At 58.0% G+C, this 15561-nt stretch carries 14 protein-coding genes; 11 read left to right on the top strand and 3 right to left on the bottom strand.

From position 1 onward, the window contains the following. Window positions 1–440: 440 nt before the first annotated feature. On the bottom strand, window positions 441–1028 hold the full coding sequence (gene pdxT / locus DXC52_RS03980; protein WP_117746233.1) for a pyridoxal 5'-phosphate synthase glutaminase subunit PdxT: 588 nt from the start codon (window positions 1026–1028) through the stop codon (window positions 441–443). Between the two features lie 20 nt (window positions 1029–1048). Next, window positions 1049–1939: a pyridoxal 5'-phosphate synthase lyase subunit PdxS gene (gene pdxS / locus DXC52_RS03985; protein ID WP_117746234.1), complete on the bottom strand. Its 891-nt coding sequence runs from the start codon at window positions 1937–1939 to the stop codon at window positions 1049–1051. A gap of 145 nt (window positions 1940–2084) precedes the next feature. On the opposite strand from pdxS, the gene DXC52_RS03990 reads away from it, so the two are divergent. Next, window positions 2085–3521 carry a PLP-dependent aminotransferase family protein gene (locus DXC52_RS03990; protein WP_117746235.1) on the top strand — a complete coding sequence of 479 codons (1437 nt, stop codon included), beginning with the start codon at window positions 2085–2087 and terminating at the stop codon, window positions 3519–3521. A 546-nt stretch (window positions 3522–4067) separates the two neighbouring features. After that, window positions 4068–4946, top strand: a complete 879-nt coding sequence (locus tag DXC52_RS03995; RefSeq protein ID WP_117746236.1) for a hypothetical protein — start codon at window positions 4068–4070, stop codon at window positions 4944–4946. Between the two features lie 242 nt (window positions 4947–5188). On the opposite strand, the gene DXC52_RS04000 is transcribed toward DXC52_RS03995, so the two are convergent. Beyond that, window positions 5189–5752, bottom strand: coding sequence for a ferritin family protein (locus DXC52_RS04000; RefSeq protein WP_070097113.1), 564 nt, complete (start codon window positions 5750–5752; stop codon window positions 5189–5191). Between the two features lie 252 nt (window positions 5753–6004). Here DXC52_RS04000 and DXC52_RS04005 point away from each other — a divergent pair, with 252 nt between their 5' ends. The 9 genes from DXC52_RS04005 (at window position 6005) to DXC52_RS04045 (ending at window position 15456) form a co-directional block, all read left to right on the top strand. Next, window positions 6005–7225: an iron-containing alcohol dehydrogenase gene (locus DXC52_RS04005; protein WP_117746237.1), complete on the top strand. Its 1221-nt coding sequence runs from the start codon at window positions 6005–6007 to the stop codon at window positions 7223–7225. A 9-nt stretch (window positions 7226–7234) separates the two neighbouring features. Continuing rightward, window positions 7235–8614 (top strand): aldehyde dehydrogenase, encoded by a 1380-nt coding sequence (locus DXC52_RS04010; protein ID WP_117746238.1) that lies wholly within the window; start codon window positions 7235–7237, stop codon window positions 8612–8614. Window positions 8615–8880: 266 nt separating this feature from the next. Beyond that, complete coding sequence (locus DXC52_RS04015) at window positions 8881–9207, top strand: HIRAN domain-containing protein (RefSeq protein ID WP_117746239.1); 327 nt, start codon at window positions 8881–8883, stop codon at window positions 9205–9207. Window positions 9208–9225: 18 nt separating this feature from the next. Beyond that, on the top strand, window positions 9226–9405 hold the full coding sequence (locus DXC52_RS04020; protein WP_117746240.1) for a hypothetical protein: 180 nt from the start codon (window positions 9226–9228) through the stop codon (window positions 9403–9405). 66 nt (window positions 9406–9471) lie between these two features. Continuing rightward, window positions 9472–10017, top strand: coding sequence for a metallophosphoesterase (locus DXC52_RS04025; protein WP_233504800.1), 546 nt, complete (start codon window positions 9472–9474; stop codon window positions 10015–10017). Window positions 10018–10090: 73 nt separating this feature from the next. Next, complete coding sequence (locus DXC52_RS04030) at window positions 10091–10927, top strand: PRD domain-containing protein (RefSeq protein WP_158554585.1); 837 nt, start codon at window positions 10091–10093, stop codon at window positions 10925–10927. 341 nt (window positions 10928–11268) lie between these two features. Beyond that, window positions 11269–12717 (top strand): PTS transporter subunit EIIC, encoded by a 1449-nt coding sequence (locus DXC52_RS04035; RefSeq protein WP_117746243.1) that lies wholly within the window; start codon window positions 11269–11271, stop codon window positions 12715–12717. A gap of 77 nt (window positions 12718–12794) precedes the next feature. Then, complete coding sequence (locus tag DXC52_RS04040) at window positions 12795–13559, top strand: ChbG/HpnK family deacetylase (RefSeq protein ID WP_117746244.1); 765 nt, start codon at window positions 12795–12797, stop codon at window positions 13557–13559. Between the two features lie 139 nt (window positions 13560–13698). Then, window positions 13699–15456, top strand: coding sequence for a DUF2130 domain-containing protein (locus DXC52_RS04045; RefSeq protein ID WP_055310523.1), 1758 nt, complete (start codon window positions 13699–13701; stop codon window positions 15454–15456). Window positions 15457–15561 lie beyond the last annotated feature (105 nt).

The following is a 15561-nucleotide window of genomic DNA, read 5'->3' on the forward strand; positions in this document are numbered from 1 at the left end:
TGGCGGTCGCGGCGGCTTTGGTGGCAACCGTGGTGGCTATGGCGATCGCGGTGGCAACCGTGGCGGCTTCGGCGGCAACCGTGGTAACGACCGCGGCGGTCGCGGCGGCGACCGTGGCGGCCGCAACGGCGGCGGCTTCCGCGGCAACCGCTTTTAGGGGTTACGCGGTTCTACGAACCGCGTAATTAGTTGACGCTGCAAACCCGTCAGAGCGGCAATCTGCCTTTCAACTTCGGCGGCATGATCAAAAGATCAATGCCGCCTCGTTTCAAGGCACCTTGCTCGCTCTGGCGGGTTTTCGCTGTCGGTACCAAAACATCGGCATCCCCAAGGGATCATTTGCACCAAAAAATGAGAGTGGATAATCTCCCGGTATGAGCCCATATTTATGCTCAAGGCTGGAGATTATCCACGCTCGTTTCGTTTGTTGATTTCGATGCCTACATTTGTAGGAACAGTTCGTGGAGGCGGGTGTCTTCGTCGAGTTCGGGGTGGAAGGTTACGCCGAGCTGGTTGCCTTGGCGGGCGGCGACGATACGGCCGTCGACTTCGGCTAGGGCCTCAGCGTCGCCGTGCACTTCGACGATACGGGGCGCGCGGATAAACGTCAGCGGCACCTCACCGTCGATGCCGGCGACGGATCCTTGAGTGCGAAAACTGCCGAGCTGTCTGCCATAGGCATTACGCTCAACGTGTACGTCCATGGTTGCCAGGCGCGGCGTTCCTTTATCGTCGTGTGCGGCAAGATTGCGCGCCAATAGAATCAAGCCGGCGCAGGTGCCAAGGACGGGCATGCCTTCAACAATGTGGGTGCGAAGCTCATCGAGCATGCCGAGCTCGGCAAGTAGCTTGCCCTGAACGGTAGACTCGCCGCCGGGGAGTACCAGACGGTCAAAGTCCTGCTTCAAATCAGCCGCCTGTCTCAACTCAATACAACGTGCGCCCAGCTCGTACAGCCTCGCCTCATGCTCGGCAAAAGCGCCTTGGACCGCCAGCACGGCGACCGTTTGGTCTGCGTAATCACTCATGTGCGATCCTTTCTGCTGGACTAGCGCCCGCGCTCCTCCATGATGATTTCGATCTCGTCGGCGTTGATGCCCACCATGGCCTCGCCCAGGTCTTCCGAAAGCTCGGCGATGAGCTTGGCATCGGTGAAGTTTGCCACGGCCTTGACGATGGCGGCGGCGCGCTTGGCGGGGTCGCCGCTCTTAAAGATGCCCGAGCCGACAAAGACGCCCTCGGCGCCCAGCTGCATCATCAGCGCGGCGTCGGCGGGGGTCGCTACGCCGCCGGCGGCAAAGTTCACGACGGGAAGCTTGCCCGTGGCATGGACCTCGCGCACCAGCTCGACCGGAACCTGTAGTTGCTTGGCTGCCTCAAAGAGCTCATCGTCGCGCAGGGCAACAACGTCGCGGATCTGCTTCTGGATCTTGCGCATGTGGCGCACGGCCTGGACCACGTCGCCCGTGCCCGGCTCGCCCTTGGTGCGGATCATCGTGGCGCCCTCGGCAACACGGCGCAACGCCTCGCCCAGATCGCGGGCGCCGCAGACAAACGGCACGTCAAACTGGGCCTTGTCGATGTGATAGACGTCATCGGCAGGGGAAAGAACCTCGGACTCGTCGATGTAATCGATCTCGATGGCCTGCAGGACCTGCGCCTCGACAATGTGCCCGATGCGGCACTTGGCCATAACGGGGATGGAGACGGCCTCTTGGATGCCCTTGATCATCTTGGGGTCGCTCATGCGCGAGACGCCGCCTGCGGCACGGATATCGGCCGGGATGCGCTCAAGTGCCATGACAGCGCAGGCGCCCGCCTCCTCGGCGATGCGTGCCTGCTCGGGCGTGGTGACGTCCATGATGACGCCGCCCTTGAGCATTTGCGCGAGCTCGCGATTGAGTTTGACGCGATCGGCCTTGCTGGTCTGTTCTGCCATGGTTGCTCCCTTTGTTGGCATGTGCATTGCTTGACGGAACATCCTATCGGGGAGCTGGGTATGGCGAAATACTCAGTTTTCGAGATAATATCAAGGTCAGACTAATACCAGATTGAACAGCGCGATAAGGCCAGGTGGCAAACACATGCTTGACTATAATTTGGAAAAACGCGGCGAAGCATCGCTCTATGAGTATGTTTATCAGCAAATTCGAGATGATATCGTAGCTGGACGCATTGCGGCGGGGGAACATCTTCCGTCTAAGCGCGCCTTTGCCAGTCATCTGGGAATCAGTGTCATTACTATCGAGAATGCTTATAACCAGTTACTTGCCGAGGGCTATATTTGCTCAATGCCGCGTCGTGGCTACTACGCTTGCGAGCTTCCAGATGCACCGGTTTTGCCTTCGGCTGCGGAGGGCATCGACCGAGATGCCGTCTCCGTGGGCCCCAGCGCACATGATGTCAACGGACAGGTCGAGCGATTTGATGCGCTTTCTCCTTCCGCTTTGGAGGCGGCGCGGCTTTGGCAAAGCGCGCTGCGGGCGACGCTGGCATCCGAAGACGAACGCGAAATCTTTTCGACTGCGCCGGCACAGGGCGCCGCTCGGCTACGACGCGCAATTGCTCGCCACCTGCGCGGGACAAGGGGTATGAATGTCGACCCCGACAACATCGTTATCGGTGCGGGCGCCCAGCTGCTCGATACCATGTTGGTTCAGTTGCTTGGAGCCGACAAGGTGTATGCCGTTGAGGATCCGGGCTATTTGCGCCTGACGCGCATCTATCAGGCCATGGGCTGCAAAGTTCGACATATCCCGTTGGATGATGAGGGCGTGGACTTGAGCACTCTGCAGAAAAGCGGGACTGATGTCCTTCACCTGATGCCGTCCCATCAGTATCCGACCGGCCTTGTGACGAGCATTGCGCGTCGCTACGCGCTGCTCAGCTGGGCCGCTGAACGGCCGGGTCGATATCTCATCGAAGATGACTTTGATTGTGAGTTTCGTCTGGCCGGTAAGCCGATTCCTGCGCTCGCTTCGATCGATGCCGCCCAGTCGGTCATCTATACCAACACGTTTTCGAAGAGCCTGTCATCGGCGTTGCGTCTAGCGTACATGGTGTTGCCCGATGAGCTGATGGAGCGGTTTAGGCGCAGCCTTGGTTTCTACGCCTCGTCGGTGAGTTCTGTTGACCAGGTCGCTTTGGCACGTTTGCTGGAATCGGGTGATTACGAGCGGCATGTGAACCGCGTGCGTGTTCGTGCTCGCGAGGCGCGTGATGGCCTGGCGGCGCTTGTACGGAAAGCGTTTCCGGCAGGGGAGGTCTCGATCGAGCATGCGGACGCGGGCCTTTACTGCACTGTTGTTGCGGAGCGCGGAACGGGTGGAAGCTCTTTTGCGCGGGCTCTCACGCGCTCGGGTATTCCGTTTATCGATATCAGTGACTGTTATTGGTGTGCCGATGGTGCATTTGTCCCTGAAAACTCAAGTCAAATTCTTGTTCAGTATGACGATCTGAATCCAAAAGTGCTAACTACCTTGGAATTGCAGCTAATGGGGGGCGCTCTGCAATCTAAGTGAGTAGACTTTTGGCATTTTGGCGACCAAGCCGTTTTACCACAAGCTATCTACCTGCGACTTTATAAAGCAATTTGGCTGGTCTGCACGGCAAGTTCGAAAAAGTCTACTCACTTGCCGCGCAAAGCTTCTGCATGAGAAAAAAAATGGGGTTTTCAACAGTGCTTCGTCCAGCTCTCGGCAAGCTTTTGGTCAGTTGGGGAGGGCTGTTGAAAACTTAGCAGTCCGTTCGGTGCCATTTTTGTTGCGTTCGCGCCAATGCGAGACCGATTGGGTTGAAATCCGTGTTTTCCTGTGCCTATGAAGGATCTACTTTGTGACATATCGGCTTTTAGGTACTGGCGTTTGCCTCCTCAAGTCCGCGCTTTGTGTCCGCCGTTTCCACGACCGGAAGAAGACCGGCAGCGATATGATCTCGCCCGCAACCCGACGGCTGCAGTCGCGCTCGGTTTTCCGTTGTATACATTGGTTCGGACGAGAAACAAACGGACCTGCCCTGTCAGCATTAGGCAGCGGCTGTTCCTTGGTGAGCTCCCCAGGGAATCTGTGTTGGAAACGGAGCATGGATTTTTGGTCACGTCTCCTCTACTGACGGCATTTATCATGTCTCGACATCTGACGGATCTCCAGCTTCTTTTTGTGTTGGCGGAGATGTGTGGCTTGTTTGCGGTGTGTGCTCTGCCGGTGGCGCTTGAGGCGGAGCTTTCGCGTGCAATTGATTCGGGCGCGATTTCGACAACGTTCGGTTGGGTGCGCTGCCCGTCCGAGGACGGCATCACTTCAAGTTTATGGCGTCGAGACGCTTTGGTTTTGGGCAGAGACCTTGACCGTTTTTGTTCAGATGTTTGCGGGATGCGTTACGGCAATAGATTTATGGCGGTATCGCAACTCGTTCCATTGGGTGCCGCGTCGCCTTTTGAGGTCGAGGCGTATTTGTTGCTTGGACTGCCGCGAGCCCTGGGAGGCGAAGGGTTTTGCGGCATAGAGCTCAATGTCGAAGTGACGCTAAGCACAAGTGCTCGAGCGATTGTGGGAAAGTCCCGTGTATATATCGACCTACTTCTCTCTTCGCCGGACGGCAAGCGACAGGTGGCCATTGAATGTCAGGGAAAGGCCTCGCACGGACGCGCAGGGGATGGCTTGCGTGACGCTGACCGCATGACAGCCCTTCAGGCCATGGGCTACGATGTACTTCTCCTGACACACAGACAGATATCCGATGAGGATAGATTCCGCGCGATCGTTAAGGCCGTATGCAGGATGCTCGATGCTGAATATCGTGATAAAAGCTCAGATGAGCAAAGGGCTGAGACATTACTCCGGTCTGAACTATTCGTTGACTGGACAAAATTGGGAGTAATCGACGAAAAGATGCCCGTTAGACACAAAATAGCTCGATCGTGGACGGCTGCGAAACTAAGTGAGTAGACTTTTGGCTTGATGGCGACCAGGCCGTTTTTGCAACAAGTCATTTACCTGCGACTTTATAAAGCAATATGGATGGCCTGCTCGGCAAGTTCCAAAAAGTCTACTCACTTATTTTTTGACGAGAATCCGATGCCTAAGGTGGTCCTATTTCAGGGAGTTAACAAGTTCGTGAGGCACGAAAAAGGCCCGAACCATGCGGTCCGGGCCTTATCGAGCTAAAGATTGTCTCTCAGGCGGTTGGCTTAGCCAAAGTAGCGCTTGAGCAGGCCGGCGAAAGCCTTGCCGTGGCGGGCCTCGTCGCGAGCCATCTCGTGCACGGTGTCGTGGATGGCATCGAGGCCGGCGGCCTTGGCGCGCTTGGCAAGATCGGTCTTGCCGGCGGTGGCGCCGTTCTCGGCCTCAACGCGCATCTCGAGGTTCTTCTTGGTGGAGTCGGTCACGACCTCGCCCAGGAGCTCAGCGAACTTTGCGGCGTGCTCGGCCTCCTCGTGAGCAGCCTTCTCCCAGTACAGGCCGATCTCGGGGTAGCCCTCGCGATGAGCGACGCGAGCCATGGCCAGGTACATACCGACCTCGGAGCACTCGCCCTCAAAGTTGGCGCGCAGGTCGGCAACGATGTCCTCGGAGACGCCCTCCATCTTGGCGACACCCACGACGTGCTCGGCAGCCCACTCGAGCTGGCCCTCCTCCTGCTTCAGGAAACGAGAACCGGGAACGCCGCACTGGGGGCATTTAAAATCCTCGGGCAGCTGGTCGCCGTCGAACTCTTCCACATAACCGCAAACGGGGCAAACAAACTTCATGATTCGATCCTTTCGATCGATGGCGATTGCGCGCTCGTCCGGTCCCGTAAGGGCCCTCTCCGGACGTGCGTCTTGACGAGTTCTATTATCCATAAATGCGACCAAATGTGAAGCCTATTAGGAATGATTTTTAATAAAAAATTTTAAGATATGAAGATGTTGATTGATTAACGATTGGCAGGCCGTCTTTGACCGCCGCTGAGTACAATCGGTCGAGCAAATGTTGACCAATCAACAAATGAGGGAGTTTCCTTTATGCATCTAGCCCGCCGCGCCTGGTGCCGAACGTATCAAACGGTTTTTCGCATCGCATTGCCGGTGCTGCCCTATACCGAGCCACGCATTCTGGAGCATGCTGAGGATGCGCCCGCGGTGCTTCAAAAGCGCTCGATCCAGAAGGTCCTTATCGTGACAGACCCTGGTATTGCACGTTTGGGGCTCACGGCATCACTCGAGCGTGCGCTTACGGCTCAGGGAATTGGCGTTACGGTCTATGCCGAAACGCGTGCGAACCCCACGGTCTCAAACGTGGAGGAAGCGGCGGCGCTGTATCGCGAGAACGACTGCCGGGCCATTATCGGCTTTGGCGGTGGCTCGGCCATGGACTGTGCCAAGGGCGTGGGAGCACGCATCGCGCAGCCAAACAAGCCCATCAACAAGATGCGCGGGCTGCTGCGGATTCATCGTCGCCTGCCGCTGCTCATCGCCGTTCCCACCACGGCAGGCACGGGAAGCGAGGTCACACTTGCAGCGGTAATTACCGATGACGAGACGCACTACAAGTACCCCATTAACGACTTTGTGCTTATCCCGCGCCTTGCGGTGCACGACCCCGAGCTTACGCGCGGCCTGCCCGCCTCCATTACGGGGCAGACGGGCATGGACGCCCTGACGCATGCCGTCGAGGCCTTTATCGGGCGAAGCACCACGCCCTATACGCGCAAGATGGCGCGACAGGCGGTTCAGCTCATCTACGACAATTTGCTCGAGGCCTATGAGCATGGCGACAACATGCGTGCGCGCCGCAATATGCTTTCGGCGGCGTATAAGGCGGGTGTTGCCTTTACGCGCTCCTATGTTGGATACGTTCATGCCATCGCACACAGCTTGGGCGGGCGTTACGGGATTCCGCACGGCTTGGCTAACGCCATCATCCTGCCGCATATGCTTCGCGCTTATGGTGACGCCGCCGCCCCCAAGCTTGCCGACCTCGCTCGCATGGCGGGCATTGCGTCGGCTACCGCACGGGATGGTCTTGCGGCCGAGGCCTTTATCGATTGGGTCGATCGAATGAACGCCGCCTTGGACATTCCCAAATATGTGGCGGGCATTCGCCGCTCCGACATTCCCGAAATGGCGGCACATGCCGATGCCGAGGCCAATCCGCTGTACCCCGTTCCGCTTTTGATGGCCCGCTCGGAGCTCGAGCATATGTACGAGGTCGTCGCGGGTGGTATGTTTGAGGACGAGAACTAGGAGGGTGCCATGAACACCGAGGAAATTGCGTGCATCGTCGGCGAGCAGCGCGCCTACTTTAAGACGCACGCTACGTTTGATGTCGATGCTCGCCGCCGCGCACTGGTGCGCCTGCGCGATGCGGTTCGTGCGCACGAGGGCGATATCGCCCATGCGCTCAAGACCGATTTGGGAAAGTCGCATGACGAGGCATATATGTGCGAGATCGGCACGTCGCTTTCCGAGATTCGCCATCAGATTGCGCATGTGGCCCGATGGAGCCGCCCACGCCTGCGCCCCTGCGACCTCGCCAATGCCATTAGTGTGTGCAAGACGCAAGCCGTGCCCTATGGCGTCACGCTCATCATGGCTCCGTGGAACTACCCGTTTTTGCTGACGCTCGAGCCACTCGCCGGTGCCCTTGCCGCGGGCAATACTGTGGTCATCAAGCCGAGCGCCTATGCTCCGGCATCGAGCACGGTGCTCAAGCAAATCTGCGAAGAAGCATTTGATTCGCGCCTGGTGACGGTCGTCGAAGGCGGGCGTGCCGAGAATAAGGCGCTGCTCGATGAATGTTGGGACAAAATCTTCTTTACCGGTAGTGTTCCGGTCGGCAAGCTCGTCATGGAGCGCGCGAGCAAAAACCTCACGCCCGTGACGCTTGAGTTGGGCGGCAAGAGCCCCTGCATCGTGGATGCGACGGCAAACTTGAAGGTCGCGGCGCGGCGTATCGCCTTTGGTAAATGGCTCAACGTGGGGCAGACCTGCGTGGCGCCCGACTACCTGCTGGTCGATGCGCGCGTGCACGACGAGCTGCTGGGCCTCATCAAGGAGGAGGTCCGCCGTATGTTTGGCGAGCATCCGCTCGATAACGAGGACTACGGGCATATCGTCAACGCCAAGCATTTTGCGCGCGTGTGCGGGCTGATCGATCCCGATAAGGTCGTGCTTGGAGGTACCGCGCGCGAGGCTTCGCTCAAGATCGAGCCGACGATTTTGGACGGCGTGTCCCCCGATGACGCCGTGATGCAGGAGGAAATCTTCGGCCCCATCTTGCCAGTGCTGACGTTTGAGAGCCTTGACGAGGCCGAGACGTTTATTACGGATCGCCCGACGCCGCTGGCTCTGTATATCTTTAGCCAGGACGGTGCGGCTCAGCGGCGCTTTGTGCGCTACGTGCCCTTTGGCGGAGGCTGCGTCAACGACACGATCATGCACTTGGCTACGAGCCATATGGGCTTTGGCGGCATGGGTGCGAGCGGTATGGGCCAGTACCATGGCCGCGAGAGTTTCGATGCGTTTAGTCACAAGAAGAGCATCGTGAACAAGGCAACCTGGCTGGACGTGCCATTCCGCTATGCGCCCTACGCAAGCTGGAAGCACAAATTCGTGCGCATGTTTGTACACTAGAATGGGATAGAAGATAGGGATAAAAGTGGCCGTCCCCGCGTAAGCGAAGACGGCCACTTCTCACGATGAATACGTGTATCGGAGTTGACAAGACCCGCTGCCACGGGTGCCATCCGCGTATTCCTATCTTATTTGCAAGCGCTCTGTCATGTGAGCGTTGCGACAAATGAGCAAAAGGCATGGGCGGGTGAATCTGTGTCCGCACGAGTTCGTAGACTTCTCAATAAGGTTAAGCGCCGGTTTATCCGGCCGTTAGAGGAGCTGCCATGTACGAGCCTTCACGTGTTCTTCTGTCGTTTCATATTGCGGGATTTCAGTATGCCGACGGTGCCTTGGTCCTGGGGGATCTTAAGGTTGGCGATAAGCTGTCACTGTGTGCCGAGCGCGATAACCCCCATGATCCCGAGGCGGTTGCAATCTACTACGGCAAGACCAAGCTCGGCTATGTTCCGGGAAACGAGGTCGGCCCGCTGTCCTTGATGATGTATTACGGCCACGAGGACGTGTTTGAGGCCCGCGTGCAACAGGTTGCCCCCGAGCGCAGCCCGTGGCATCAGGTGCGCGTTGGCCTTTATGTGGTGGATGCTCGCTAGTCGGCAATGGAGGCGGCCATGTTTGACGACGATGGTCTGTTTGATCTGACGGATGACCCGTTTGAATGGGATATGCTGCTCGACGATGATGAGCTGGAGCAGGACCGTAAGAAGCGGCAGGACAAGAAAACTCAGGGTGACGCTTCGAACAAGCAGGACAAGCGCCGCCGCGGACTGTTCGGCGGGCTCTTTGGATAACCGCCGCATCGCTGCGTCTGTATACTTAGCACGAGTTGGACAAGTTGCGAAATGAGGATACAGACGATGATGTGGTTTACCGCCGACCTGCACCTGGGCGACACGAATATCCTGCACGACATGGATCGACCGTTTGATTCGGTCGAGGAGATGAACCGTAAGGTCGTCGATGCCATCAATGAGTGCGTGGCGGCGGACGACCGCCTCTATATCCTGGGAGACTTTACGTATCGCTTGCCCATGGCGGAGGCGGTGCGCCTGCGCGAGCGCATCGAATGCCAGAACGTGACACTCATCCGTGGCAACCATGACGGCGACTGGGAAGATTCCGGCGCACCGCAGATTTGGGAAGACGTGCGCGATTACCTGGAGATTGCTCCCGGCTATGCCAAGGGCCATCGTCTGGTTATGAGCCACTACCCCATGCTCAGTTGGAATGGCAAGGCGCGTGGCGCCATCATGCTGCACGGGCATATCCACAGCAGGGGAGACCGCACCAACGCGCGCAACCGCGATCGCGAGCGCCCTATCTTTCGCTACGATGTCGGTCTCGATGCCAACGACTACAAGCCCGTAAGCCGAGACCAGATCTTGAGCTTCTTTGGACTGTAGCTGCAAGTGCAGGTAGAATGAACGCGCCGTGTGGATGGTCTGCACGGCGTGTTTTAGTAGGAGCGATGATTCCATGAGGGCTATCCAGCGCATTAACCACAACGCTGCCATCTGCGAAGATGGTGCGGGGCGCCAGCTTATCGCGTTGGGTCGTGGTATCGGTTTTGGCGACATGCCGCACGAGGTCGACCTGGACGTCGTCACGCGCACCTTTTACGGCATCGATTCAAAGTATCTGGCGTTCATCGACGAGGTTGACCCCGAGGTACTTGAGTTTTCTGCTCAGCTGGCAGATATTGCGACCGGACAGCTTTCGTACGAATTGAGTCCCAATCTGCCCATTACGCTGGCAGATCATATCCAGTTTGCCATTAAGCGCGCCCGCGAACATATGGTGGTGTCGTTGCCGCTCAAGTGCGATCTGGAGCAGCTGCATCCGATTGAGTATCGATTGGGCGAGCTAGCCGTTCGCGGCATTAAGAAAACTTTTGCCGTTCGCATGCCCCAGAGTGAGGCTGCGGGTATCGCCATGTCGATTATCAATGCGGCGATTAAGCCGAGCGAGCGGCGCGTGCTTGCCGAACAGCACGAGGAGCATCTCCTCGATATGACGGTTGCGATTATTCAGGAAGAGTTGGGCGTGACGGTTGATCGCTCGTCGTTTGCCTTTGCTCGTTTCGCCACTCATGTGCGCTATCTGCTCGACCGCGTGGCGAAAAAAGAGCCGATTGATACCGAGAACTCAGGTCTTTACGACGTGCTCGTGGAGCAATATCCTGCGGCATCGCGCTGTGCTCATCGTATCGACGACCTGATTCAAGAGACCTTTGGCGAGCCATTGGCCCAAGAAGAGCTCGTCTATCTGATCATGCACGTGAATCGCGTGGCTCCCACCAGCCTGGATAGATAGGGTCTCTGGCGCCCCTTTTCCGTTATGGTGACCGTTCGCGGGTCGTTTTCTACCGTTTATCGGTAATCTGGGCCACAGTAAACGTATCTGCCGCATATACTCGCCGTGTGTTGGGTGTTACTCACGGCGCAGCTCCGAGAGGCACTACCGATTCTGCCGAGGCCATTATTGGGTCTCTGTCGGTTGTGCGCGGGGCTTTTTTCATGTCGATCCACCCGGGAATCACATGCAATGAAATCTCTTGCCAACGGGCATCGCGCGCTGCGCAGGCGCGAGCGGAATCGTGCGTCTTGATGCTGTGAAGCCCCACAGACCTTTAGTTGGAAGAGAAGGGATTCGACATGGCTGTCGATAACAAGAAGATTGCCGAGGATGTGCTTGCTGCCGTCGGCGGCGCCTCCAATGTGACGAACGCGACGCACTGCATGACCCGCTTACGTCTGAACCTCAAGGATCAGTCCATTCCCAATGACGATGAAGTTAAGAAGATCAAGGGCGTGCTGGGTGCACAGTGGTCTGGCGGCCAGTATCAGGTCATCATTGGCCAGAACGTGCCGAAGGTCTATGACGCCGCCATTGCGTTGGGCGTCAAGGGCGAAGGCTCCATTGACGAGAGCCTCGATGGCGGCGCCAAGGAGCCGCTGACGCTCAAGACCGCGGGCAACAAGATCCTCAACTATCTCTCTAAGACCATGGTTATGACGATCCCCATCATCATGGGTGCTGCCATGTTCCGTACCATCGCCGTGGTTTGCGGTGACGGCATGCTCGGCATTTGGTCTGCCGATTCCGACATCTACAACTTCTTCTACAACTGGATTTACAACGCCGGTTATTACTTCCTTCCCGTTTATTTGGGTTGGGCTGCTGCGAAGCAGCTTGGCTGCAGCCAGCCGCTCGGCATGATGCTCGGCGGTGTGCTCATTGCTCCTGAGCTCATGACGATGGTCAACGCTGCAGCGGATTCGGGCGTAACGACCACGATGGTTTATGGTGTGTTGCCTGCTCAGCTGAACAACTACTCTGCGACTGTGCTTCCCATGGTGCTATCCATGCCGGTGCTCATGGTTGTCGAGAAGTTCATGAAGAAGATCATTCCCGACATGCTCTCTACGGTGTTTGTACCCGTGGGCACCATGGCCGTCATGATTCCCGTTTCGCTATGCGTGCTGGCTCCGATCGGCTCCGTCCTGGGCAGCACGGTCGGCAACTTTATGTTCGGTCTCGGTAACGCCGGCGGCATCGTCACCATCCTCTCCCTCGTCGTCATTGCCGCACTTTGGGAGTTCCTGGTTATGACCGGTATGCACCAGGTCCTGCTTGCCCTTGGTATTGTGCAGCTGCTCACCCTGGGCTCCGACTCCTGCGTTATGGTCGCGGCCGGTATCTCTCAGTTCGCTACGTGGGGCATGGCCTTCGGTGCCTTCCTGCGCCTTAAGGAGACCGACGAGAAGGGCGCCATGCTCGGCTTCTCGCTCTCCGGTATCGTGGGCGGCGTGACGGAGCCCGCACTGTATGGCTGTGGCTTTAAGTACACTCGCTGCCTGGGCGCCATGGTTGCCGGCGGTGCTATCGGCGGTTTGATCGCAGCCCTCACCAATGTGACAACGTATGTTCTGGGCGCGACCAATATTCTGGGCGTCACCGGCTTTGTTGCCGGCGGAACGGCTAATCTCGTCTGGGGTTGCGTTGCATCGGGCGCTGCATTTGTTGCCGCCGCTGTCATCGCCTACCTCTTTGGCTTTAGCAAGGATCAGCTCGAGGAAGATGTTGCTGCCGCTAAGGCTTAAAGTGACTGTTTGGCTAGGAAAAATATCGGGGCACTTGGCTATGCTCCAAGTGCCCCTTTCCATAGATTGGAGTCGTTATGAAGCAACTGCTTATTCGCGCCGATGATGTCGGGTATTCGTATGCCGTTGACCTGGGGATTGCCCGAAGCGTCAACGAGGGCTTGGTGCGCTCGGCGGGCCTCATGCCTAATATGCCCGAGGCCGAGCGTGGGTGGTCGCTCGTCGCAGATGTCGATATTGCGGTGGGCCAGCATACCAACGTGTGTCTGGGCAAGCCGTGTGCCGACCCGGAGCTCATTCCGAGTATGCTCAACGAGAGCGGTGAGTTCCATAGCAGCCGTACCTTCCGCGAGCATTTTAAGCGCGGCGAAGAACTGATCGACTTTGATGAGGCCTGCATCGAGATCCGCGCGCAGCATGACCGCTTTGTAGAGATTGTGGGCCGCGAACCCGATTACTTTGAGGCCCATGCCGTCATGAGCAAAAACCTTAACCGAGCGATCTCGGCGGTTGCCCAGGAGCTGGGCCTTAAGGAGCAAAAGGCAAGCTTCGACCCCACGGCGGTTGTGCGATGCGGTGCCACCGACCTGCGCATGGTGATGCACTCGATGGAGCCGGGCTACGAACCCAAGGACTCGATTATGCGGACGGTTCGCGAGATGGCAGACGGCGAGACGGTCGTCTTTGTGTGCCATCCGGGCTATCTCGATCGTTTTATCTTGGAGAACAGCTCGCTTACGACCGATCGCACCAAGGAAGTCGATGCGCTGATCGACCCCGAGCTTCGCGCTTGGCTTGAGTCTCAATCCGATCTTCGCCTGATCGACTACCGCGACCTGTAAGGACCCAAGCCACCACAAAGGGGATAGGCACCCTCGCGGTGGATCTGGCGCCGTTGCCATTATGGCTGCGGCGCCTTTTTTGTCCGCGTGGCGCGGTAGAGTGTAGAAGGTTGAAATTTGCGTCCATCGAGGAGCTGCTATGAACGAGATCAAGTGCCCGCATTGCGGCGAAGTTTTTAAGGTCGATGCATCCGGCTATGCGGATATCGTCAAGCAGGTGCGCGATGCCGAGTTTTCGCGCGACCTGGATGAGCGTGTGAAGGCAGTCCAACGCGAGGGCGAGCAGGCGCTGGAGCTTGAGCGCTCGCGTTCGACGGCTGCCTTGCAACAGGCAGAGTCTCAGCGCAATGCCCAGCTTGTCGAGCAGAAGAACACTGCGGATCAGAAACTGGCGCAAGAGGTTGCCAAGCGCGATGCTGAGCTTGCCGAGCTGCGCGCTAAGCTCGAGGGCGCTGCCGCAGAGCGCGAGAGTGCAAGCCAGCGCGCGGCGGTTGAGGCCCGTGCCGACGCTCAAAAGGAGAATGCCGAGCTTCAGCGCGAGATCGACAATTTGCGTGCGCAGCTGGGGCGCAAGGATGACGAAGCCAAGCTTGTCGAGTCGGCGGCGCGCAATGCCGCTCAAAACGATTTGGCCGCACGCGATGCGCAGATTGCCGAATTGCAGGCAAAGCTCTCCGCGGCGGACAAGGCCCAGGAGATGGCGCTCGCCGCAGCCGCGGCCGAGTCGCAGCGTGAGCTCGATGCCGCTCGCAGCGAGGCCGAGCGCGCGCTTACTGACTATCGCGCGAAGGTGCAAGAGAAGTTTTCCGCCGCAAAGGCTCAGTCCGAGCAAGAGGCCGAGGGGCTGCGTGCCCAGTTGCGCGAGCAGGAACTGATGGCAAAAATGAACCTGTCAGAGGCGGTCGCCGCGGCGGAGCGAGAGCGCGATGAGGCACGTGCCAAGCTGACGAGCGAGCTGGCGGTGCGCGATTCTCGCGAGGAGCAAGCCAAGGCGGCACACGAGCTGGAGCTTGCGCAGGCCAAGCGCGCGAGCGATGACCTGATTCGCTACAAGGATGAAGAGATTGAGCGCCTTAAGGACATGAAGGTCCGTCTGTCCACCAAGATGGTGGGCGAGTCGCTCGAGCAGCACTGCGAGACCGAGTTCAACCGTCTGCGCATGACGGCGTTTCCCAACGCGTACTTCGAGAAAGATAACGATGCGTCCGAGGGTACCAAGGGCGACTTTATCTTCCGCGAGCGCGACGCGAGCGGTAACGAGGTCATTTCGATTATGTTCGAGATGAAAAACGAGAACGACGAGACCGCGACCAAGCATAAAAACGAGGACTTCTTTAAGAAACTCGATCACGATCGTCGCCAGAAAGGCTGTGAGTACGCGGTGCTCTGCACGCTGCTCGAGCCCGAGAGCGAGCTCTATAACGCAGGGATAGTCGACGTGAGCTATCGCTACGAGAAGATGTACGTGATCCGTCCGCAGTTTTTCATTCCCATGATCACGCTCCTTCGCAACGCTGCCATGGGTTCGTTGCGCTATAAGCAGGAGCTGGCGGAGTACAAACAGCAGAATATCGACGTCACGAACTTCGAAGCCAAGATGGAGAAGTTCAAGAACGATTTCGGCCGCAACTACGAGATCGCGAGCCGCAAGTTCCAAACGGCAATCGATGAGATCGACAAGACGATTAGCCATCTGCAGAAAACCAAGGAGGCGTTGCTGTCCTCCGAGAACAATCTGCGCCTAGCCAACAAGAAGGCCGACGATCTTACCATTCGCAAGCTCACGTGGGGCAACAAGACCATGAAGGCGGCGTTTGACGAGGCGCGTGGGGCTGCGTCAGAGACAAACGATGAGCCGGCCGAGGCGGATTCGTATGAGGTCGAGGATGCCGAGTAAGGCATAACGTATAGTGCAAAAGCGGGGCCGCTAGCGATGTTGCCAGCGGCCCCGCTTCGTTTCGTTCCAGTATGTTCGGCTAGTCCTCGAGCAAGTTCTCGATAA

It is taken from the genome of Collinsella sp. TF05-9AC (assembly GCF_003438495.1).
GTDB lineage: Bacteria > Actinomycetota > Coriobacteriia > Coriobacteriales > Coriobacteriaceae > Collinsella.